At 60.9% G+C, this 22,568-nt stretch carries 21 protein-coding genes; 8 read left to right on the plus strand and 13 right to left on the minus strand.

Annotation, left to right across the window (positions count from 1 at the left end; translation table 11 throughout):
- Positions 1-10: 10 nt before the first annotated feature.
- From O9X62_RS08160 to fliD, 4 genes are all read left to right on the plus strand, one after another.
- Positions 11-829: an SPFH domain-containing protein gene (locus tag O9X62_RS08160; RefSeq protein ID WP_269532312.1), complete on the plus strand. Its 819-nt coding sequence runs from the start codon at positions 11-13 to the stop codon at positions 827-829.
- A 67-nt stretch (positions 830-896) separates the two neighbouring features.
- A complete protein-coding gene (locus tag O9X62_RS08165; RefSeq protein ID WP_269532313.1) occupies positions 897-1,727 on the plus strand; it encodes a hypothetical protein in 831 nt (276 codons plus the stop codon).
- A gap of 442 nt (positions 1,728-2,169) precedes the next feature.
- Positions 2,170-4,257 carry a glycoside hydrolase family 10 protein gene (locus O9X62_RS08170; protein WP_269532314.1) on the plus strand — a complete coding sequence of 696 codons (2,088 nt, stop codon included), beginning with the start codon at positions 2,170-2,172 and terminating at the stop codon, positions 4,255-4,257.
- Between the two features lie 170 nt (positions 4,258-4,427).
- Positions 4,428-5,393, plus strand: coding sequence for a flagellar filament capping protein FliD (gene fliD / locus O9X62_RS08175; protein ID WP_269532316.1), 966 nt, complete (start codon positions 4,428-4,430; stop codon positions 5,391-5,393).
- On the opposite strand, the gene O9X62_RS08180 is transcribed toward fliD, so the two are convergent.
- Together O9X62_RS08180 and O9X62_RS08185 are read right to left on the minus strand one after the other, a co-directional pair.
- Positions 5,390-6,535: an MFS transporter gene (locus O9X62_RS08180; RefSeq protein WP_269532318.1), complete on the minus strand. Its 1,146-nt coding sequence runs from the start codon at positions 6,533-6,535 to the stop codon at positions 5,390-5,392. The two genes, fliD and O9X62_RS08180, sit on opposite strands and share 4 nt — an antisense overlap.
- Positions 6,532-8,433 carry an ATP-binding cassette domain-containing protein gene (locus O9X62_RS08185; protein WP_269532319.1) on the minus strand — a complete coding sequence of 634 codons (1,902 nt, stop codon included), beginning with the start codon at positions 8,431-8,433 and terminating at the stop codon, positions 6,532-6,534. The genes O9X62_RS08180 and O9X62_RS08185 overlap by 4 nt, the downstream gene beginning before the upstream one ends.
- A gap of 81 nt (positions 8,434-8,514) precedes the next feature.
- Here O9X62_RS08185 and O9X62_RS08190 point away from each other — a divergent pair, with 81 nt between their 5' ends.
- Positions 8,515-9,192: a hypothetical protein gene (locus tag O9X62_RS08190; RefSeq protein ID WP_269532320.1), complete on the plus strand. Its 678-nt coding sequence runs from the start codon at positions 8,515-8,517 to the stop codon at positions 9,190-9,192.
- A gap of 40 nt (positions 9,193-9,232) precedes the next feature.
- Positions 9,233-9,970 carry a hypothetical protein gene (locus tag O9X62_RS08195; protein ID WP_269532321.1) on the plus strand — a complete coding sequence of 246 codons (738 nt, stop codon included), beginning with the start codon at positions 9,233-9,235 and terminating at the stop codon, positions 9,968-9,970.
- A gap of 126 nt (positions 9,971-10,096) precedes the next feature.
- On the opposite strand, the gene O9X62_RS08200 is transcribed toward O9X62_RS08195, so the two are convergent.
- Genes O9X62_RS08200 through O9X62_RS08215 form a run of 4 tightly spaced genes read right to left on the minus strand, consistent with a single transcriptional unit; the run spans position 10,097 to position 12,918 of the window.
- Positions 10,097-10,594 carry a disulfide bond formation protein B gene (locus O9X62_RS08200; RefSeq protein WP_269532322.1) on the minus strand — a complete coding sequence of 166 codons (498 nt, stop codon included), beginning with the start codon at positions 10,592-10,594 and terminating at the stop codon, positions 10,097-10,099.
- 24 nt (positions 10,595-10,618) lie between these two features.
- Positions 10,619-11,140, minus strand: a complete 522-nt coding sequence (locus O9X62_RS08205; protein WP_269532323.1) for a FlgO family outer membrane protein — start codon at positions 11,138-11,140, stop codon at positions 10,619-10,621.
- The gene (locus O9X62_RS08210; RefSeq protein ID WP_269532324.1) at positions 11,140-11,709 is read right to left on the minus strand and encodes a hypothetical protein; all 570 of its coding nucleotides are present in this window, start codon (positions 11,707-11,709) and stop codon (positions 11,140-11,142) included. The genes O9X62_RS08205 and O9X62_RS08210 overlap by 1 nt, the downstream gene beginning before the upstream one ends.
- A 3-nt stretch (positions 11,710-11,712) precedes the next feature.
- On the minus strand, positions 11,713-12,918 hold the full coding sequence (locus O9X62_RS08215; protein WP_269532325.1) for a patatin-like phospholipase family protein: 1,206 nt from the start codon (positions 12,916-12,918) through the stop codon (positions 11,713-11,715).
- 179 nt (positions 12,919-13,097) lie between these two features.
- Between O9X62_RS08215 and guaB the strand changes: the two genes are divergently transcribed.
- Complete coding sequence (gene guaB, locus O9X62_RS08220) at positions 13,098-14,561, plus strand: IMP dehydrogenase (RefSeq protein ID WP_269532326.1); 1,464 nt, start codon at positions 13,098-13,100, stop codon at positions 14,559-14,561.
- 150 nt (positions 14,562-14,711) lie between these two features.
- Positions 14,712-15,551, plus strand: a complete 840-nt coding sequence (locus O9X62_RS08225) for a 1-acyl-sn-glycerol-3-phosphate acyltransferase (RefSeq protein ID WP_269532327.1) — start codon at positions 14,712-14,714, stop codon at positions 15,549-15,551.
- Positions 15,552-15,669: 118 nt separating this feature from the next.
- Here O9X62_RS08225 and cysS read toward each other — a convergent pair whose 3' ends face one another.
- From cysS to hslO, 7 genes are all read right to left on the minus strand, one after another.
- The gene (gene cysS, locus O9X62_RS08230) at positions 15,670-17,046 is read right to left on the minus strand and encodes a cysteine--tRNA ligase (protein ID WP_269532328.1); all 1,377 of its coding nucleotides are present in this window, start codon (positions 17,044-17,046) and stop codon (positions 15,670-15,672) included.
- Positions 17,047-17,186: 140 nt separating this feature from the next.
- The gene (rpoS, locus tag O9X62_RS08235) at positions 17,187-18,158 is read right to left on the minus strand and encodes an RNA polymerase sigma factor RpoS (RefSeq protein ID WP_269532329.1); all 972 of its coding nucleotides are present in this window, start codon (positions 18,156-18,158) and stop codon (positions 17,187-17,189) included.
- Positions 18,155-18,988, minus strand: coding sequence for a peptidoglycan DD-metalloendopeptidase family protein (locus tag O9X62_RS08240; protein ID WP_269532330.1), 834 nt, complete (start codon positions 18,986-18,988; stop codon positions 18,155-18,157). Before O9X62_RS08240 ends, rpoS begins: the two co-directional genes overlap by 4 nt.
- A 236-nt stretch (positions 18,989-19,224) precedes the next feature.
- Positions 19,225-19,854, minus strand: a complete 630-nt coding sequence (locus O9X62_RS08245) for a protein-L-isoaspartate(D-aspartate) O-methyltransferase (RefSeq protein WP_374708392.1) — start codon at positions 19,852-19,854, stop codon at positions 19,225-19,227.
- A gap of 23 nt (positions 19,855-19,877) precedes the next feature.
- The gene (gene surE, locus O9X62_RS08250) at positions 19,878-20,618 is read right to left on the minus strand and encodes a 5'/3'-nucleotidase SurE (RefSeq protein WP_269532332.1); all 741 of its coding nucleotides are present in this window, start codon (positions 20,616-20,618) and stop codon (positions 19,878-19,880) included.
- 328 nt (positions 20,619-20,946) lie between these two features.
- Positions 20,947-21,513 (minus strand): hypothetical protein, encoded by a 567-nt coding sequence (locus O9X62_RS08255; RefSeq protein ID WP_269532333.1) that lies wholly within the window; start codon positions 21,511-21,513, stop codon positions 20,947-20,949.
- Between the two features lie 151 nt (positions 21,514-21,664).
- Entirely contained in the window at positions 21,665-22,543 is an 879-nt protein-coding gene (gene hslO, locus O9X62_RS08260) for an Hsp33 family molecular chaperone HslO (RefSeq protein ID WP_269532334.1), read from the minus strand.
- Positions 22,544-22,568: the final 25 nt, after the last annotated feature.

Genomic DNA, 22,568 nt, shown 5'->3' on the forward strand with positions numbered 1-22,568 from the left:
TGAAAACGGTATGAAACCTGCACGTCTCCTTATGGCCGGCCTGAGCATGCTCAGCCTGTTCCCTCTCGCCGGCTGCGGCCGGATCAGCACGGATCCGGGTACGGAAACCGTGCTGCTGGACAAACCCTACTTCGTGGGTCACGGCGGCGTCCGTGACGAAAGCCAGAAACCCGGTTCGGGCTGGTACTGGTGGTCCACCAGCGGAATCACTGTGCCGGTGGTGCCGATCAAGATCGACGAGCGCTTTGACGACCTGATCACGGCAGGCGACAACATCCCGGTGGACTTCAATTCCTACCTGCAGCTACAGATCAACGACCCGGTGGCCATCATCAAGAAGTATGGCGAGCGCTGGTACGACAACAACCTCAAGGAGCAGTACCGCACCATCGTGCGTAATGCGGCCAAGCAGTACACCCTGAACCAGTTGTTATCGGACAACGAGGCATTGCAGAAGCTCGAAGAGAGCATCCTTGGCGCCACCCGCAAGCTGGTAAAGGACTACGGCCTGCCGATTGCCGTGCTGGATGTGAATCTGGGCAAGGTGTTGCCGGATGGCAAGATCATCGAGGAAATCAACGAAACCGGCCGCCAGAAACAGCGCAGCAAGACCATGGAAGCGGCCCGCGAGGCCGAGAACCAGCGCAAGGAAGCCGAACGCGCACGCGCCGCTGCGGACAATGCCTACCGCAATGAAATGAGCCTGACGCCGGAACAATTCATCAAGCTTGAGGACGTCAAGGCGCGCAAGATGCTCTATGAACAATGTAACAAGGGCTGCACGATCATCGTCAGTGACGGCATGACACCACTGGTCGCCCGCCCTTGAGGTGGCAAGCGGCTGCAACATCTGCTCCGGCTTGCGGACCCGTGCGCATACCAACAAGGAGACAAGCATGAAGCAGTCGCTGATGACCCTGATGATCGCCATGGCAGCCAGCCACGCGACGGCCGCTACCTGGAGCGATACCTTTATCGGGTATCGCTACGGCACCAACCATGCCGAACCCGCCATCCCGCACGACATCACCAAACACATCGTCCAGTTCAACCATGTCAGCGGCTACAGCCTGGGCAGCAACCTGCTCAATGTGGATCTGCTGATCAGTGATGACAAAGATCCCGCTGCCGGCGGCAAGGAAGGGGCGCAGGAAATCTACCTGCTCTACCGCCACCAGATGTCCATGGGCAAACTGTCTGGTCAGGATATGTCCTGGGGACCGGTCAAAGACCTTGCGATCACGGGCGGCTTTGATGCCAATACCAAGAACACGGCCTTCGCCCCCAAGAAGCGCATGCTGGTCATCGGCCCGACACTCAAGTTCGATGTACCCCAGGGCTTCTGGGACATGAGCGTGTTTTACCGGGATGAGCGTAACCACAACGGACTCTCGTTCGCCAAACAGAACAAGATCCACTTCAAGCGTACCTGGCAGTTCGATACCGCTTGGGGCATTCCCTTTGATGCCGGTGGTGTACCCATGCGCTTCAAGGGCTTCCTCAATTACATCCCCGCCAAAGGCCGCGACGGCTTTCTCGCCGAGACCAAACCGGAAACCTATCTGAACGCTGCCCTCATGGCAGATATCGGCTCGCTCATTGCAGAGCGCAAGGATGCGGTCTACGCAGGGCTAGGCTACCGGTACTGGCACAACAAGTTCGGCAATGCGCCCGGCGTGGGCACGCGCGAGCGCGGCGTGTCGTTACAGCTGGAGTGGCATCTGTAAACCGGCGGCTCCGAGGCAGTAATTGGCCAGCAACGCTTGCCAGGCAAGGTCAGTCGGCACCTGCGGCGATCGAGCGCATGCGGGCTGGCCATGCCGAGGAAACCATACTGTGTCGCAATGGCCTGGCGACAGCCAGGCAACCCGGAGGCGGTGTTCAGACTGTCTCACCCCGAACACAGCGCGGGTGACACAGACAGTTCGACAATGGTCTAAGCCGCTTCATCCTTCACGCCGCCTCTTACCGGGGAAATGGCGCCTCGATTACCTTGTACGCGCGCTGGTAGCCAGGAAGGATTAGACCTCCTCACTCAGGGTTATTGCGCCCTGCGTTTACGTTCATGTGATCCCTGTGCAAGTGCTCCTATAACCGGCTTCAGTCCACTTCGTGCAGCGCTAATGGCACGGTGGCCGGGGTCTGGTCTTCCATCTACAGGAGCACAGCATGTCGCAATGCATTCCCGCCAGTGCCGGCATCGGCCACCGGTGCCTGCGTTACTTACTGACGCTGCTCATCGCCGCCACCACGTCACTGTGGGCCGCCAGCGTCGTTTTTGTCACGCCCAGCGTCAACAATGGCAACTATGTGAACGGCGTGGCCTTCAAGGTCAGCGTGAGTACCGATATTGATCGGGTCAGCCTGGAGGCCGATGGCTACCCCTTCCTGACTCTCAATGCTGCCAATGGTTGGGGCGCAAGCTACACCTTCACGAACCTGGGCTCGCGCAATATCGTGGCCAAAGCGCTCAATGCTGGTGGCACACAGCTCACCAGCACCAGCATCCGTATCAATGTGGTGGATCAGCTGTTCTACGCGCCCGCCAACGGCAGCAGCTACACCAATGGCAGCGAGGTACGTATCGCCGCCAGCCCACGGATCAAGGAAGTCCGCCTGTTTGCCGACATCTACCAGATCGGCAGCAGCACGGTACGTAACGCCAACAACCTGTTTGCCATCACGCCGCCTTTGCTCAATACCCTGGGCACCCGCAATTTCGTTTCCAAGGGTTATGACGGCAACGGCAACCTGCTGGATACACGCACCATTACCGTCACCGTGGTCAGCCCCCCTGTGACTCAGACCGAGCCACCGCTGGCCCCGCGTGAATTCCGCGCCATGTGGGTGGCGACGGTGTCCAATATCGACTGGCCCAGCAACAAGAACCTCACGGTGGCGCAGCAGCAAGCCGAGCTGATCAGCATGCTCGACAAGGCCAAGGCCGCCAATATGAACGCGGTGATCCTGCAGGTGCGTCCGGCGGCCGATGCCATCTATCCCTCCACGCTGGAGCCCTGGTCCGAGTACCTGACCGGTCAACAAGGTGTGGCCCCCAGCCCGAGCTGGGACCCCTTGCAAATGTGGATTACCGAGGCGCACAAGCGCGGTATCGAGCTACATGCCTGGTTCAACCCCTACCGTGCGAAGGCCAAGGGGGCGGGCGCGCTGGCTGGAAGCCATATCTATTACAGCAATCCGGAAGTCGTGAAGAGCTATGACGGTATGTTGTGGATGGACCCCGCGGAAACCGTAGCCGCCAACCGGACCATTGCCGTGATCAGCGATGTGCTGACCCGCTACGATATTGATGGCGTCCACATCGACGACTACTTCTATCCCTACCCGGTGTACGACGGCAGCGGCAACAAGGTGGACTTCCCCGATAGCCCGGCCTGGAATCGCTATCTGACGGCGGGCGGCAGCTTGAGCAAGGCAGATTGGCGGCGCAAATCGGTGAATGACATGGTCTACCGCATGTACAACACCGTGCGCCAGTACAAACCACTCGCCCGCTTTGGCATCGCACCGTTCGGCATCGGCAAACCCAGTCTGCGCCCTGCCGGGATTGTCGGTTTCAGCCAGTACGATGAAATCTACGCCGATGCCGAGCTGTGGCTCAACAACGGCTGGCTGGATTACTTTTCGCCGCAGCTTTACTGGAAGATCAACCAGACAGGCCAGCAGTTCGACATCCTGCAAACCTACTGGCGTGGGCAGAACTGGCAAAACCGGCATATCTGGCCAGGGATGTGGACCACCAAGATCGATGGCACGAGCAACTCCTGGCCGGTGAGTGAAATCATCAACCAGATCAACCTGACGCGCCAAGGCACCAGTGCCGCGGGCCATGTCCACTTCAGTGCCGTCGGTATCACGCAGAACCGCAAGGCGCCTGCCGACACCCGTGGCCTGGCCGATGAACTCAAGGCCAGCACTTACACCGCACCGGCACTGATACCGCATGCCGGCTGGCTCGATAACAGCCCGACGCCCGATCCGGTCGCCAGCGCATCCCGCAATGCCAGCGCCAAAACCGTGACGCTGACACTGACGGCCGGCGCCGGCAAGGCCACGCGCCAGTTTGCAGTATGGGCGCTGTTCGGTAGCAGCTGGCGCTTCACGGTGGTCCAGGCCAGCAGCCCCACCCTGACCCTGGCTGACGATGCCACGCTGGGTGCAGCCAGTCAGTTCTATGTCACGGCAGTGGATCGCGTCGGCAAGGAAAGCAACCGGATCAAGGTCATCGTGCCTTAGCCGTTCGCCGGAAATCGCGTCGACCAGGGTCCAACGCATTGCGCGCTGGCCATGGCAAACCCGGTCCACAGCCGGGCGCAACACGACAAACGGCAGATGCGCGTCCTGTTCAGGGCGCGCATCTTGCTTGATATGACATATTGCATTGCCACCCTGCAACGGAGGCCACCATGTCCATCAAGCACAGCTCGCAAATCGGCTTTGACCCAACCCAGCTCAACGCGCTGCGGGACAACTCGGTACCCGCCGACAAGCACGCCTTTGCCGTACAGCTAGCGCAGTTCCAGTCCGAAACCATGAATACGCTGATCCGCGCGGCACTCTCCGACCCACGCGAACAGGAAAGCGGCAGCATGGTCAGCGGTTCAGATGATGCGAGCGGCAATCCCTTGCTCGGCAACAGCATGCAGGCTACCCATCTACAAGGGCTCAGCGCCTCGGGCCGCAATATGTCGCTGCTGGACCCGGAAGCCGGCTACAAGATGATGAGCCTGATCAACACGCGCGAAGTAAGCCATAAGGCAGAATTTGCCGCCCTCACCCAGATGCAGGGCGAAGTCGCCGGGATGCGGGCCGAGGGCGCGGAACTGGCCGAGCTCGGCACCGCCAGCAGCAATGCGCAGATCCGTGCCGAGCTGCAGGAATTTGTCGATGAGTACAACCAGTGGGTGCGGGAATTCGACGACGAGATGCAGGCTGGCGGCGCGCTGGCCAATTCCAATGCGGCAAAAATGTCGCGTTACGAACTGGGCCAGAGCATCGAGAACCCGTTCATGGGGGCGCAGCATGGTGTCAAAGGCATGGCGGCACTCGGGATCAGAATCGACCCGATCAGCAAGCAGGCCGTTTTCGACCCTGCGCAACTCGATGCCACCCTGGCCAGTCATCGCACGGGAGCCTTGCAGACGCTGGATGACTTCAGCGCCCACTTCGCCAAATCGGCCGAGCTGCTGAATGCCGACAACAACTTCATCCGTAACCGGCTGGCAAATCTGGACCGGGTGATCCACTACATCAACACCAACAAGACCAGCCTGCAAGCCGAGTTTGGCTTGGGTGACAGCGCCCGGCCCAATGCCGGCATGGCGCAGGCACTGGCCGCCTACCAAGCCATGCTCAAAGATAAAAAGACCTAAACCAGCAGCCTCGCCCGCATCGCCGCGACGGCAACAAACACGCTGACCACCGCCAGCAGCGCCATGCCGAACACATAGCCATAGCCGTGGATCGCGTAGCCCATAAGCGGCGGCCCCATCAGCGAGCCGCTGTAACCCAGAGTGGCCACGCCGGCCAGTGCGGTGGGGCCCTCGCGGCCAGCGGCGCTGAAAAGACAAGGAAACACCGCCGCCACGCCCAGGCCGGTCAGGACAAAACCGATCACGGCAACACCGAAGCTGGGTGCTGCAATCGCCACCCCCAGCCCCACCGCGGCGAGCAAGCTGCTGCCCGCCACAAGCCGGCGTGCACCAAAACGATCTTTGAGACGATCGCCCACCAGCCGCGCAACCAGCATCGCGCCGGCAAAGGCGGCATAGCCCAATGGCGCGCCGGCTTCACTGGCATGCAGGTGATCGGTGAGATAGAGCGAAATCCAGTCGGTGAGCGAGCCTTCGGAAATCGCGCCCAGAAATGCAATCAAGCCCAGCCAGATCAAAGCACCATGCGGCAGGGCAAAGTGCTTCTTGCCGGCATCCGGGTCCGGGGCATCGCAAGGCAGAATGCGGTAAGCGCAGATCAGCATCAGCAGCAGAACAAACGCCACCAGCAGGAAGTGCCAAAGCGGCGACAAGCCCAATCCAGCCGCTGCACTGCCCACCAGGGCACCCGAGAAGGTTCCCACACAGAACCAGGCATGCAGCATGGACATGATCGAGCGCCCCGCCTCACGCTCTTGCTCCGCCCCGATGGCATTGATGGCCACATCAAAGCAGCTGCTGGCCGCCCCCAGCACAAAGACGCCCGCGAACAGCAGCCACCAGTTAGGCAACACACCCAGCAAAGGCAGGCCGAACAAGAGCCCCAAGCCCGCATACAAAGCAGCACGTCGGGCACCATAGTGAGCGAGCAGCCAGGCAGCGAGCGGAAACGACAAGACCGCCCCCAGACCGCCACCCAGCAGGATGGTCCCCAGCGTGGCCGCATCGAGCACGCGCAGGTCACGGATGGCAGGCAGGCGCGACGCCCAGGTCGCGTAGATCACGCCCAGCAGGATGAACATCGCCGGCAAGGCTGCGCGCAACCAGCGCGACGGGGTCGGTGCAGGCTGAGCCAGGCTCATGCGGCAGGCAAGGCCAGCGCCTCGATCTCGTCATGCAGCGCGAGCCAGCGAGCCTCTACATCCTGCAAGCTGGCCTGGACATCGCCCTGTTCACGCAGAGCCTGCTTGAGCTGTTCCTTGGCGGCGTCGAGATAGATGGCCTCATCGGCCAACTGGTCTTGCAGTTGCGACAGACGCTCCGTCAGCCTGGCCATTTGTGTTTCCACCTTGGCCAGCTCTTTCTCCAGCGGCTTGCGCAGTACCGAGAGACGCTGACGCTCCTCCGCCTCCTGACGTTTCTGCGCCTTGCGGTCTCCACCGCCATCACGCGGTACTGCCACACCGCCATCCTGCGCTGGCTGCTGATCACGATAGCGCTTGTAATCATCAAGATCCCCATCAAACAGGACAACCCGGCCATTCTCGACCAGCAGGAAGCGATCCGTCGTGGCACGCAGCAGGTGACGATCGTGGGAGACCACCACCATCGCGCCGCTGTAGTTCTGCAACGCCAGCGTCAGGGCATGACGCATTTCGAGATCCAGGTGGTTGGTGGGTTCATCCAGCAACAGCAGATTTGGGCGCTGCCAGACAATCAGCGCCAAGGCGAGGCGTGCCTTTTCGCCACCGGAAAACGGGGCAATCGCGCTACGTGCCATCTCCCCCCGGAAATCAAAGCCGCCCAGAAAATCCAGCAGCTCCTGTTCACGCGTTTTCGGGTCAAGCTGCTGCATATGCCACAGCGGACTTTCGTCCAGACGCAGATGCTCAAGCTGGTGCTGCGCAAAGTAGCCAATCGCCAGGCCTTTGCCGTCCACACGCTGCCCTGCCGCCAGGGTCAACTCACCGGCCAGCAACTTGATGAGTGTGGATTTGCCTGCGCCGTTGCGTCCCAGCAAGCCGATACGTGCACCGGACTCGATACTCAGCTCCACCTCTTCAAGCAGATGGTTGCCGCCATAGCCCACTGCACCATGCTCGATGAACAAGAGCTGGCTAGGGCTGCTGACGGGATCACGGAATGAAAAGTCAAAAGGCGAATCAATATGCGCCGCGGCGATATCCTCCATCCGCTCCAGCGCCTTGATGCGGCTTTGCGCCTGGCGCGCCTTGGTGGCCTGGGCGCGAAAGCGGTCGATGTATTTCTGCAGATGGGCGCGCTCGCGCTGCTGCTTGTCGAATGCCTGTTGCTGTTGCGCCAGTCGCTCGGCTTTCTGCCGTTCGAAATCGGCATAGTTACCTGTGTAGAGGGTGATGGCGCCGCTAGCCAGATGGGCGATCACATTCACTGTGGCATCAAGAAAATCCCGGTCATGCGAAATCAGCAACAAGGTACCCGGATAGCTCGCCAACCAGTTTTCCAGCCACAGCACGGCATCCAGATCCAGGTGGTTGGTGGGCTCGTCCAGCAGCAACAGGTCAGACCGGCACATCAGCGCCTGCGCGAGATTCAGGCGCATGCGCCAACCGCCCGAGAAGCTGGCCACTGGCCGGTTCAGGTCGTCCGCCCTGAAACCCAAGCCGTACAGCAACTTGCCACCCCGTGCCTCGGCACTGTAGCCGTCCACCGCTTCAAAACGGCTCAGCCATTCCGCATGGGCAACACCATCGTGCTCAGTGTTCTGCAATTGCTGCTGGATAGCCCGCAACTCCGCATCGCCATCCAGCACATAATCCAGCGCACTACGGGGCAGTGCCGGCGTCTCTTGGCGCACCGAAGCCACGACCAAGGTGGGGGGCAGATCAATATCGCCTGCATCCGGATGCAGCTCGCCACGCAACAGGCCGAAAAAGCTGGATTTGCCCGCGCCATTGGGGCCAACCACGCCAATACGCTGGCCACGATTGAGGATGAGGTCGACGCGGTCGAGCAAAACCTTGGTGCCGCGGCGCAGAGTGAGGGAAGAAAGTCTGATCATGGCGACATTCTACCAAACCTGTCTTGCCCACCCCGCCGCGGTATCGACTAGAATGAAATCAACTCTCTAGCCAGCCGTGCCATGCCTGCCTTCGACGCACAGCAAGCCGAAACCGCCCTGAATGCCTATCTGAGCCTCCTCAAGAATAAAGGGGCGGCTACCAGCATCATGGCGCGGCGCAAACATTTCCTGCGCCATCTGGTCACCCGGCTGGAAGCGCTGGCCGATCGGTTCCTGACCGACGATGACGCGGGTTACCGCCGCGCAGTCGACCAGACCATCGCCAATTTCCCCTCGGATCAACAGGTGGAAATCATTTCCACCGCACGTGAGTTCTATCCCTTCTGGATTGGCGATCTGAAAATGATCGCCAAGCTCAATGCTGCCGATGCGCTTTCGCTGGATAACACCCAGCTCGATTTGCGCGGATCGCTGGTCGACATGTTCGCGCGCATGGACGCCGATCATTGGGAAAAATCGGCCCCGCCCTGCCTCGGCACCTATGTTGAGCACCTCAAGCAACTGGGCATGGATAACGCCGGGCTGGATATCCGCGAACGCCTGCTGTCCTTGCTGCTATACATCATTCGCCATGCCGAGCAGACGCCCTTGGCCTATCGCGCCGGCGTGGATGCCATGCTCACGCTGTTCACCAAGGATGAAACGCGCAATCTCTTCACTGATATGGCGCGCGAGTTCTTCTACTACTGGAACGGCTATCACCAAGGCGAATCCAGTGCCATTGCCAACGCCGCCTAGCCCGCTAGTCAGCACCCGCTAACCCACCGCCTACGAGACCATGAGCCGCCCTACTCCCGACCAAGCACTGGAGCAGTACTGCGAAGAACTCAAGCGCCGCGGGCTATCCAACAAGCAGCTGACGCTGGCGCGTCACTTCCTGCGCCACCTGATTTCCACGCTGCGCGATTTGCCCCAGGATGGCACCGGCTACCGCAAAGCCGCAGAGCTGACCCTGCGCAACTTCCCGGAAGACGTGCAGTTTGTTGATCTGATCCGTGATTTCTACCCGCACTGGAGCGGTGAGGCGCCGGATACTTCGGGCCAGGCAACCTCATCGCCCGCTCCGCGCCCGGCAACCAGTGCCTCGGCGGGCGGGGCAGCGACTCTTGGCGGTAACAGCGGCAGCGGCCTGCAAGCGGCACTGGGACAAATGGATGCCGACCCTTGGTCGCATGCCAGCCTGGCACAGCTTGAGCGCCACACGCATCAGCTCAAGAGTCTGGTCCGCTATGCCGAAGAGCTGCGCAAGCTCGGGCTGGAGGATGCCAACGTCCATGCACGCATCAAGCTGATCAAACTGTTGCTGTACACGATCCGCGACATGGTGCAGAACACCGATAACTATCGGACCGGTGTGGATCAGGTACTCGCTTACATCACCCAACAGGAACGCTGGCAGGTTTTTGTGACCCTGGCGCGCGAATTCTTTTACTTTCTGGCCAACGATCCCGAGGCAGCGAGCCGCCTACAGAAACAGATTCCCACGGCAGACCTGAATAGCGTTCTGGCTAGCTGAGCAAAGCGTACCAGCCCATGCCCCCTGCTTTACAGGCTATCCGTAACGCATAGGCGCATGCAGGCGCCGCCAACAAAAAAGCGCCATGGATTACATGGCGCTTTTTTCATGGGGATGGACAACCGGCTAACGACGACGCACACAGGCCAGGGCCAGTGCGCCCGCTAGCAAGCCGGCAAAGCCCACGGCGCTCCAACCCGGCAAGGAAAAGCCCAGGAAGGTCCAGTCGATCACCGCACATTCGCCACTGCCCTTGAGCACCGTCACGACCACCTCACCCAATGGCGTGGTGTCGAGCATCTGGAACAGACCCGCCCCGCAAGTGGGCAAGGATGCCGGCGGGAAATACTGGAGCAGCGTATGCCGTACGGCAATCGCCAGCCCGGCCAGCGCCAAGACGGCAGCCAACAAGCCATAGATCTGGTAACGCCGCTGCCCGGGGCCATGCAGGGCAGCCAGCAAGGCAACGGCACCGACACCAATCACGAAGACCCGCTGGAACATGCACAACGGGCAGGGATTGAGATATTTGTAGTATTGCAGGTACAGGGCGAAAGCCATCATGCCGGCGCAGGCAAGCGCAAGCACAAGAAAGCCCACCCGGCGATTAAGCAGCCAGTTCATCGATCAGCAGTTTCACGTTGAGGTTCAGGACGGTTCAGACAGCAGCAAGGTCTGCGTAGTTTCATCGACACTTACTGCGATGTTGTGTGCCGACAGTACACGGTTGTCCTGCGGGCGCACAATCTTGATGTTGAGGAAAATCTTTTCCGGTGTAACGGCATAGCTGCCCACCACGACGGCCTGCACATTGTGCGCCAGACTCAGGTCCCGCACCTCGCGAGACAGCAACAGCTCGCCACGACCTTCCTGCACGAACACGCTATCCCGCAGTTTCAGCTCAACCATCGCATAACCCTGCTGGGTGAAGCGCGCAGCCACCTGCTCGGCCAGCATCCTGCCCAAGGTGGAGCTATGGGTCAGATGATCAATATTGACAAAGGTTGCCGCAATCAGCGGTGCGTCTTTGGGAATGGCCGGTTTGGCCAGCGCCAGCAACTGGTCGGCGGCGTCGTAGCTCACCCGGATCAGCGGGTTCTTGACCCCGGCCTGATACTGGGCACAGCTGCCAAGCACCAGACAGGCAGCCAGCAACAGAGGTGTGCGCATCAAGGCTTACCTTTCACGGGCATCCGGGTCACTGCAGTGGGCGGTGGTGGTGGCGGTGTAAACGAGGCGTCATAAAGCCGGGCATCGGCGGTATTCACCGCATACGACTCGGTCATCCGGAAGAGGTAGCGTGAACCGTTACCCAGTGCGGCCGTGACCACCACCTGCATGCCGCTGGCAAGCCGGACTGGTTGCACTTCAGCAAGCAGCCCCAGATTATCGGCGCCCGCTTTTTGCGATACCGTCATGCCCATTTCGGTCAGATTGCTCTGCAGATACTGATGCAGGGCTATGGAGAACTGTGTGCGCACCGTGGGCTCGATGACCCAGATGGGGCGGCTGCTCAGTTCCTTGTTCTGGGAAGCACGCTGAGCAATGCGGTAGGCCGCATCACGCGCCAACTCGCCCCAATCTGCCGGTGCCAGCAGCACCTTGGTATCAGGTCGCGGGGCCTCCACGGTGACGACACGGCTCGGAGGCCGGGTGACGGAGGACTGACGAAGCTTCTGGGCGAGCCCGCAGGCACTCAGGACCAGCGTCAGGACAAGCACAACGAGTGTTCGCAGCACTGCTTATTCCTCTTGGCTTTCGGGGTCGTCCGGCTCGTTGGCGGACGGATCAAATGCGGCTGGATCATAGCCGAGAAAGCGCAGGATGTCCTCGCGCCGCCGCATCGCATCGTTGTAACCCAGTTCGATCAGATCGCGTGTGTAGTCGCGGTGAAACAGCAAGTAGGACGCGAGCACCGAGCCACCACGCTTTAGCGCGCCAAGACCGCCGAGGATAAAGCGCAAGGTCCAGGGGAAATGCCCGGTATGGCGCGCAGCAATTTGCTCCAGTGGTTTGGATGGCGCAATGATCAGCATCTCCACCTGCCTGAGGCTGACCTCTGACTTTGCGCGCGTTTCTTCCGGAATGAAAGAGAGCGTCCGGTTCACCCGCAGGATCCGCTCCAGATCCACCTCCATGCCATCAATGAAGATACTGTTCATGAGGTGACCCGCCACCTGCGCCAAGCTAGGGTAACTGGGTGCATACAGGCGCTCGGCAGACTCCTCGCGCGGTGGCGAAACCCCGATCACCATCACCTTGTCCGCCCCCAGATGAAGCACAGGACTGATCGGGGCGACCTGACGGACCGAGCCATCACCGAACCATTCACGGTTGATGCGCACCGCCGGAAACACGAGCGGAATGGCCGAGGTTGCCATGAGATGGCGAACCTCGATCTTGGCGCGGCATCCCACGCGCTGAACCCGGTTCCAGCCTTGCAGGGTATCCAGCCCCTGAAAGAATGATACCGACTGCCCCGAGTTGTAACCGGATGCGGTAATGCACAGGGCGGAGAGCGCCCCCTCGTCGATGGCACGCTGCACGTCGCCAAAGTCGATCATCTTGTCCAGCAAGGCTTCCAGCGGGCTGTTGTCAAGAAAGGAACGCGGGTTGAATTTGCCCAAGCCCCCGAACAGCAATGAACCCACCCAGTGCCCCAGACGCTTGAAGGTACTGCCGACATCCGTCTTGTAGACTTCCTCGACCTTGAAGTTCTTCCACACATACTCAAGCCGGCAGACGGCCTTGCGAAACTCGCGCGATCCGGCTGCCAGTGCAGCCGCATTGATCCCGCCGGCCGAGGTACCGGAAATGATCTTGAAGGGATTGGGTGCGTCTTTGGGCAACATCTTGGCGATGGCACGCATCACGCCAACCTGATAGCCCGCACGTGCACCACCACCGGACATGACTAGCCCGACGCTGAATTTGGAATCGGAATTCATGGTCTCCCCAGCTTTTATTGTTCCGCCCTGTTTGAAGCATAGTGCATGCATCAGAAAGCAGGTGAAGCCGCCTGCAAACTCGCTCCGGGCGCGACGGACAAACCCATGCTGCATCGCGGCAGGGTGTTCAAAGGGAGTCACGGTCGGTATAATCGACTTTTGCCGCCAAGGACTTAGCCATGCGTGTCATCCAGAAAGCGCTGACCTTCGACGACGTTCTGCTCGTTCCCGCCCACTCCGCAGTCCTGCCGCGCGATGTCGATCTCTCGACCCAGCTGACGCGCGATCTCCGCATCAATCTCCCGCTTGTTTCCGCCGCCATGGATACGGTCACCGAAGCCCGTCTGGCCATTGCCATGGCGCAGGAAGGCGGCATCGGTATCGTGCACAAGAACATTCCTGCACGTGCTCAGGCGCAGGAAGTCAGCAAGGTCAAACGCTACGAAAGCGGCGTGGTCAAGGACCCGGTCACCATCAAGCCCGACATGCTGGTCCGCGATGTAGTGGCCCTGACCCGCCAGCACCGCATTTCCGGCCTGCCAGTCGTGGAAGCCAACGGCCAGGTTGTCGGCATCGTTACCAACCGTGACCTGCGCTTCGAAAGCCGCCTCGATGCCCCGGTCTCCAGCATCATGACCCCGAAAGAGCGCCTGATCACGGTACGTGAGGGTGCCAGCATCGAGGAAGCCCGCGAGCTGATGCACACCAACCGCCTGGAGCGCGTGCTGGTCGTGGATGACGGTTTCCGCCTCAAGGGCCTGATCACCGTCAAGGACATCATCAAGACCACCGAACACCCGAACGCGGCCAAGGATAATCAGGGCCGTCTGCTGGTTGGTGCGGCGGTTGGCGTGGGTGGCGACACCGACGAGCGTGTGCAGCTGCTGGTGGAAGCCGGCGTGGACGTGATCGTGGTGGATACCGCCCATGGCCACAGTCAGGGCGTGCTCGACCGCGTGCGTTGGGTGAAGACGAATTTCCCGCATGTGCAGGTGATTGGCGGCAATATCGCCACCGCCGCTGCGGCACTCGCACTGGTCAAGGCTGGCGCCGATGGCGTCAAGGTCGGCATCGGCCCCGGCTCCATCTGTACCACGCGTATCGTGGCTGGCGTGGGTGTCCCGCAGATCAGCGCCGTGGCCAATGTGGCCGAAGCGCTGGCCGGCACCGGCATCCCGCTGATTGCCGACGGTGGCATCCGCTTCTCTGGCGATATCTCCAAGGCCATCGCCGCCGGCGCACACGCCGTGATGCTGGGTGGTCTGTTTGCCGGTACCGAGGAGGCACCGGGGGAAGTCGAACTGTTCCAGGGCCGCTCGTACAAGAGCTACCGTGGCATGGGTTCGCTGGGCGCAATGACCCAGGGTTCCAGCGATCGCTACTTCCAGGACAACGTCAACAACGCCGACAAGTTCGTGCCCGAGGGCATCGAAGGCCGCGTCCCATACAAGGGCCCGCTGGCTGCCGTGATTCACCAGCTCGTCGGTGGCGTGCGCTCTTCCATGGGATATGTAGGCTGCCCCACCATCCAGGCCATGCGCGAGCGTGCCGAGTTTGTCGAGATCACTTCGGCCGGCATGCGCGAATCGCATGTGCACGATGTGCAGATCACCAAGGAAGCGCCGAACTACCACGTGGACTGATCATCAGCTTGATCACCGCTGTGCAGTAGGCAAAAGCCCCCGACAAGTTCGGGGGCTTTTTTTGGGCGCTGAAATATGCCTGTCGTGAACGCTTGCCAGACTCGATCCACTCCCGTTGTCGACAGGCGGGTAACACTGGAGGGCCGGCGCGTGATTTCCATCGAACATCTGCTTAACGAGCGCTTCCCTGCATTTGCGTGCAAACCAGCCGCCGTGCGCAAACCCGTGGTCTTGGGCTTGCAAGCCTTGCTGCGCGAAAAGCGCCTGAATGAACTGATGCGCTACAGCGAAGGCCACACCGGACTGGCCTTCAACGACCGGCTGATCGACTTTCTGGACGTGCGCTACACCGCTACCGGCATCGAACACATTCCTGCCACCGGGCCACTAGTGGTCGTGGCCAACCATCCACTGGGCGCCCTGGATGGTGCGGCGCTGATCCAGATGATCAGCCGCATACGTCGCGATGTACGCATGGTAGTCAGCGATGTGCTGCTGCAATTCAAGCCAGCGCGCGACATCCTGCTGCCGGTTGATAATCTGGGCGGGCGCAACAACCGCCGCAATGTGGACGGTATCGATGCAGCGCTGGCGCGTGGCGAAGCAGTGATCATCTTCCCTAGTGGCGAGGTATCGCGTGCCAGCCCGCGCGGTATCCGCGATGGCATCTGGCGGACGGGATTCCTGCGCGTGGCGGCACGGGCGCAGGCCAGCATCCTGCCCATCCATATCGGCGGGCGGAATTCGCTGGGCTTTTATGCCTGGTCGATGCTGTACAAACCGGCCGCCATGCTGCTGCTGGCCAAGGAGGCGTTTGGCAATCGATCCATCCACTTGCCGCTCACCATCGGAAAGCCGGTGAGCTGGGCGGAAGTCGAAGCCATGGGGATGGAGCTACCCGCAGCCGCCACATACTTCCAGCAGCACGTCTATCGACTGGGGCAGCGCCCGCGCGCCACGCGCTTTGGTCGTCCACTTAGGGCGCAATAAGGCCGCCAGCCGCATTGCACCGAATGCCCGCGGCACAATGCGCTGCGCTGATTACACCCTACATCTGCAAAACAAAAGGCCGGCAATGAAGCCGGCCTTTTGTGACGCAACGAACTAATCAGGCACGCCGCCAGGTTGTCCCTTGCGGGCCGTCTTCCAGCACCACACCCTGCTCCAGCAGCTCGGCACGAATGCGGTCCGATTCGGCAAAATTCTTCGCCTTGCGCGCATCGAGTCGTGCCTGGATCAGTGCTTCGATCTGTGCAGCGCCCAGCTCGCCCTCGCCCGCAGGGCCACCTTGCAGGTAGGCCTCCGGATCACGCTGCAGCAGACCCAGCACATTGGCCAGACCCTTGAGCTGTGCAGCCAGCTCGCCCGAGCCGCTACGATTGACCTCGCCCGCCATATCAAACAACACAGCCACGGCTTCGGCAGTGTTGAAATCGTCGTCCATCGCGGTCTTGAAACGCTGACCATAGCTGCTGGTCCAGTCGATGGGTGCGCGACCGGTGGGCGGCGTGTTCTTGAGCGCGGTGTACAAGCGATCCAGGCCCGCCTTGGCATCGCGGATCAGGTCTTCGCTGTAGTTCAGCGGGCTGCGGTAATGGGCCTTCACAATCAGGAAGCGAACCGCTTCGCCATCAAAGGCCTTGAGCACATCGCGGATGGTGAAGAAGTTGCCCAAGGACTTGGACATCTTCTCGCCGCTCAGCTGCAAGAAGCCGTTGTGCATCCAGTAGTTCACATAGGTGTGATCGTGGCAGCCTTCGCTCTGGGCGATTTCATTCTCGTGGTGCGGGAACTGCAGGTCCTCGCCACCACCGTGAATATCGAAATGGCTGCCCAGATGGTGCTCGGACATCACCGAGCATTCGATATGCCAGCCAGGGCGGCCAGGGCCCCACGGCGACTCCCAGCTCGGCTCACCGGGCTTGGCCGATTTCCACAACACGAAGTCATGCGGATCACGCTTGTTCGGGTCCACTTCCACACGCTGACCGGCTTGCAGATCGTCCAGCGACTTGCCCGAGAGCTTGCCGTAGCCGGGGAACTCGCGCACCGCGTAGTACACATCGCCATTGGCAGCGTGGTAGGCCCGGCCCTTTTCGATCAGCTTGGCCGTCATCGCGATCATGCCGTCCACATGCTGGGTGGCACGCGGCTCGTGCGTAGGCGGCAGCAGATAGAGCTGGCTCAGATCGGCGTGCATGTCGGCGATGGTTTCCTCGACCAGCTGATCGGGCGTAATACCGCGTTCGGCAGCGCGCTTGATGATCTTGTCTTCGATATCGGTGATGTTGCGCACATAGGTCACGTCATAGCCCGAGGCATGCAGCCAGCGGTAGATCACGTCAAACGCGGCCAGCATGCGGGCGTGGCCGATATGGCAGAGGTCATACACCGTCATGCCGCACACATACATGCGCACCCGGCCGGGTTCGATGGGCGTGAAGACCTGCTTTTCGCGGGCCAGGGTGTTGTAGACGGTGAGCATGCTGTCCTCAAAAAGGGAAACGCCGGCCACTAAGGGCCAAAGACGGGATTTTAACAAAGGCGGCGCGCCCTGCCCTGCGCCGATGATGCAAAAACAAAAAGGCCGGAATTGCTTCCGGCCTTTTAGCTGGGGGTACGTGCTCAGCCTAACAAGACATCGCGCGATACACCTTGGCGCCGCAAGAGCCGCCGGAGGCTCTCAAGCGCCTCGATCTGGATCTGCCGGACCCGCTCCCGCGTCAGCTGCAGGTGGGCCGCCAGATCCTCCAGCGTACAGATATCGTAGCCATTGAGCCCGTAGCGACGCTCGATGACCATGCGTTGTTTGTCGTTGAGCTGCTTGAGCCATTCGCGCACATAGCGCTGGACTTCGGCGTTCTGCAACACCACATCCGGCCCATCCTGCTGCTCGTCGGGAATCGATTCACCAATCGACAGCATCGGGTCGATATCGAGCGGCGCATCCAGCGAGGCCATGCGCTCGTTCAGGTTCATCACCCGACGCACTTCCTCGACCGGCTTGTCGACCTGATAGGCGATCTCGTCCATCGTCGGCTCGCGGCCCATCTGTGCCTCAAGATGGCGCTGTGCACGCAGATAGACATTGAGTTCCTTGATCACGTGGACCGGCAAACGGATGGTGCGCGACTGGTTCATGATTGCGCGCTCGATGCTCTGGCGGATCCACCAAGTTGCATAGGTCGAGAAGCGGAAGCCCCGCTCGGGGTCGAACTTTTCCAGCGCGTGCATCAGGCCGATATTGCCCTCTTCGATCAGATCCAGCAGGGCCATGCCGCGGTTGATGTAGTGCTTGGCGATGTTCACGACAAGGCGAAGATTGTGTTCGATCATCTTCTGCCGGGCATCGAAATCGCCCTTGACCACGAGGCGCGACAAACGGCGCTCCTCGTCGGGGGTCAGCAAAGCGTTGTGACCGATATCGTTGAGATAGATCTGTGTCACATCGCCGGTGGATTCCACCGAGTATTTCTCCGTTTCGGCAGCGGGGGCATCGCCCTCGGCATCTGCTTCATCGGCTGCTTCATCTTCCTCCTCGTCGAGCAAATCCTCGTCGATGAGTTCTTCGTCGATGGTATCCATGGAGTCGTTCATGGTGAGCCTGCCGTCAGATATTTCGTTGGGTCAACCGGCTTGCCGAAGCGCCGGATTTCGAAGTGAAGCTTGATCTGATCTGCGTCGCTGTTTCCCATCTCAGCAATCTTGTCTCCCTTCTTCACGGTGGCCCCTTCCTTCACCAGCAACTGGCTGTTGTGGGCGTAGGCTGTCAGGTAGGTCTTGTTGTGCTTGATGATGATGAGCTTGCCATAACCGCGCAGGCCCGTGCCGGCGTACACGACCTTGCCGCCGCCAGCCGCCAGAACAGGCTGGCCAAGCTTGCCGGCAATATCGATGCCCTTGCTGCTCTCGGAGAAAGGCCCGATCACACGACCCACAGTGGGCCAGGACCAGCTGATTTCCTCTTCACCGGTGGCAGGATTGACTGGTTTGGTATCGGCGGGTTTGGCCTCGGGCTTGAGCTCGGGCTTCTCCGCTGGCGGCACTTCTGCCGGTTTTACAACACTGGTCGCTGCACCTTCTGACTGGCGTGCCACAGACGCGGCATCGGTGCCATAGGGAAACTTGAGTGCTTTGGGGAAGGCGGCATTCGCCACCACGGGTGCAGGCTGGGCATCCACCGGCGCGGGCGCAGCACCACCGTCGAGCTTGAGTGGACGAATCACCACACCGCTTGGCGGTTCGGCAGGCGCCGGATCATCGGCCGGATCGGTCAGGCGCAGCACCTGACCCACCTTGATCAGATTCACATCGGCGAGCTGGTTCCAGGCTGCAATTTCCTTGTAGTCGGAACCGTTCTCCAGCGCGATGCTGTAGAGGGTGTCGCCCGGCTTAACTGTGTAACTCTTGCCTGGTACATCCGCCACGGGTCTTGCCGACGTCGCTGCGGGCGCGACACTGCCGGCTGCCACGCCGAGCGGGCGTGTGCGATCAACAATGGGAGCAGGAGAACGTGCCGGATCGGACGCGCAAGCGGCCAGCAATAAGGCGGACAACAATCCGGCGATTCGACAAACGCTCAACTCGTTACTCCCTCTAATTGGCATTGGTGCGTAGCGAGTAGTTGAAAGACTACCGCGCCACGATGACAGTTTTGTTGATGCTAGGCAAGGCCGGGCAACATGGGCACAAAGCGGACTTTTTCGAGACGGGACTCGATAAATCCGTCCTCGGTACGCTCAATCATTCGTAATTCCTGATCAAGGTTACCGAGGGGAAAAACCATGCGTCCACCGGGCGCCAGCTGGCTCAACAGGGCTTCGGGCACAAAGGTGGGCGCAGCAGCAATCAGGATCGCATCAAACGGCGCGGCGTCAGTCATGCCGATAAAGCCGTCACCATGACGCAAACGAATGTTGCTTAAACGCAAATCCCGCAACCGCACACGCGCCTTGTCGAGCAGATTGCCGAGCCGTTCAACGGAGTAAACCGTCTTGAAAAGCTGCGCGAGAACAGCCGTCTGGTAACCGCAACCGGTCCCTACTTCGAGCACGCGCTCACGTTTTGGCGCACCCACGGCCAGTTCGACCATGCGGGCCACGATATAGGGCTGGGATATAGTCTGCCCCTGACCAATAGGCAGGGACACATCGTCATAGGCACGATGAGCGAGCGCCTCATCCACAAAGATGTGGCGTGGTGTATTGCCCATGATGCCCAATACTTCCTCATGGCGAATACCCTGCTGGCGCAGGCGCTCGACCAGCCGACCGCGGGTGCGCGCCGAGGTCATGCCGATACCGGAAAAATCATGCTTCATTGCAACCACTCGTTCATGAAGTCGAGCTGCTTGTAGGCAGTAAGGTCTATCTGTAGCGGCGTCACCGACACGAAACCGTTCTCGACGGCCCAGAAGTCGGTGCCCTCCACATCATCCTGCGCCTTGCCGACCGGCCCCACCCAGTAGATGGTTTCTCCCCGCGGGTTCTCGGTACGGATCACAGGCTCCGCCTTGTGACGACGACCCAGTCGGGTGATTCGCCAGCCTTGGAGATCGGCATACGGCCGGTCGGGAACATTCACATTGAGCAAGACGGCACCACGAAACGGATGCGCCTGCACGCGGGCAACCAGCTCCGCGGCCACCCTTGCGGCGGTATCAAAATGTTTGGCTCCATGGCGGGCCAGAGAGATGGCGATAGCGGGGATACCCAGCAGATAGGCTTCGGTCGCCGCTGCAACCGTACCGGAATAGATGGTGTCGTCACCCATATTGGCGCCGTGATTGATCCCGGACACCACAAGATCAGGGCGCGGGTCCATCAGGCCGGTCACTGCGAGGTGCACGCAATCGGTAGGCGTGCCATTCACGTAATAGAAACCGGACGCCGCTTGGCGCAAGCTCAGCGGCCGATCCAGCGTGAGCGAATTGGATGCGCCGCTGCGATCACGCTCTGGCGCCACGACCTGCACATCGTGATCAACACTCAGGGCTTGGCTCAACGCTGCCAGACCGGGCGCGAAGTAACCATCGTCATTGCTCAACAGGATTTTCATGCGTCTCCCTCGTGCGGTGGCGGCCAGTGGGCTGGCTCGAAGCTGTTGAAGCGGCACCGCGACTGGCCACATTCTATCTTGCCGCGCCCTCGCCGGGAAACGCTGCCAAGCACGCACCGCGGTACCGGCACGATCTGGCGCCCATGATACCCGCGCCGTCCGGGTGCCGGCTTTGTCACCGTGGGCACCAACGCTCAGCCGCAAACAAAAGAAAAGAGCCATGCAGGAAAGCTGCATGGCTCATCGCCACAAAGGAAATACGAGGGACCCTGTGTCGGCAAGATTCGGGCTCGCCGCCGAGGCTAGGCGGCCGTGCACCCAAAGCCGTTTACTCTGGCTTGGCCGCCTTGGCTGCGGATGCCTCGCCTTGCTGGTGGCGTGCCTGCATACGCGCCTTCATCTGCGCCTTGCGGGCTTTCATCTGCTCGGCTCGCGCAGCCTTGTTGGCCATTCTGGCCTTGATGCGCTCACTGACTGCACGCTTCTGCTCAATGCTCAGGCTTTCGTATGCCGCCAACCATTTTGCGCGGCTTGCTTCCTGCTGGGCACGGGCCTCGTCCTGTACGGCACGCATTTCACGATCCAGTTTGGCCAGGTCCAGCACTTCCTTCTCCCGCTCGGCCGCCATGATGGTACGCAGGCGTTCGTGCTGTGCCCGGCGTTGCTCGTGAGCGGCGCGGGCGGCGGCCTCTGCCTCGGTCCACTTGGCGTCTTGCTCAGCACTGAGTTTGAGTTCGGTGCGCATCTTGCCAAGATCAGCCAAGGGGCCCATATCGTGGCGGGCCGGCTTGCCGGCATGACGCATTGCCTGGTCATGCTGATCGCCAGGCGCGGCCAGGGCCGACACAGCCAGGGCAGCAGCAAAGACGGTAATCAGTTTGGGGATGTAGCGCATGGTCCTGTCTCCAGATTCGCACTGCACGGATTGGCAGCACACGGGAGCCAGTGTAGGGACGCCCTGTCAGCACTTCGTGTCGACAAGGCACCAAGGTGTAAGGCTGTGTTACCGGGCGCGGCAGCCTTAACCGATATTTACAATTGGCGGCTCAGTGCCGGGTTTGCGGAGCAGATTCGGTGGAATCCGCGGCAAACAGCTGGGCCACATCGACAGCATCAAAGCTGTAATGCTGGTTGCAGAAGTCGCAATTGACCTCGACCTTGCCGCGCTCGGCCAGTACCGAGTCGGCTTCTTCACGCCCCACCATCTTCAGCATGTTGCCCACGCGTTCGCGCGAGCAACGGCAGCCGAAGTGCGGGTGCTCCTCGGCCATCACCCTCAAGCTATCCTGATGGAACAAGCGGTAGAGGATCTCTTCGGGCTTGAGCGTGCGCATCTCATCGGGTGTCAGCGTATCGGCCAGCATGGTCAGGTGCTCCCAGGCATGCGGGTCGCCATGGCCGGCCGGCAGCTTCTGCAGCATCAGGCCGGTGGTCTGGTGTTCATCACAAGCAAGCCAGAGTCGCGTATCCAGCTGTTCGGAGCTTTGCATGTAGTGCTCGATGATGGCGGCCACACTGGAACCCGCCAGCCCGACCACACCCTGGTAGGTTTGCCCGCCATCACGCGGGTCCAGGGTAATCACGAAACGGCCATCCCCCAGCAGATCCGCCAGTGATACGTCAGGCAGATCGCCGGCGTCTTCATCCCAGCGAGCCGTGGCACGCAAGGTGAGATCGGATTCGCATTCGACCACGATCAGCTTGACCCGGCCCTTGCCATGCAGCTGCATGATCAGCGAGCCATCGAACTTGAGCATGGCGGTCATCAGCGTGGCGGCAGCCATCAGCTCGCCGACGATCTTCTGCAACACGGCCGGGTAGGCGCGGCGCTGCAACACGGCGCGCCAGGCATCGTCGAGCTGGACGATCTCGCCGCGCACCGGGGCGGCATCGAACAGGAAGCGTTGCAGTATGTCTTTGCTCATCAAACGTCTCTCGTCATCAGTGGGC

The sequence above is a fragment of the Chitinimonas sp. BJYL2 genome, from assembly GCF_027257935.1.
Taxonomy (GTDB): Bacteria; Pseudomonadota; Gammaproteobacteria; order Burkholderiales; family Chitinimonadaceae; genus Chitinimonas.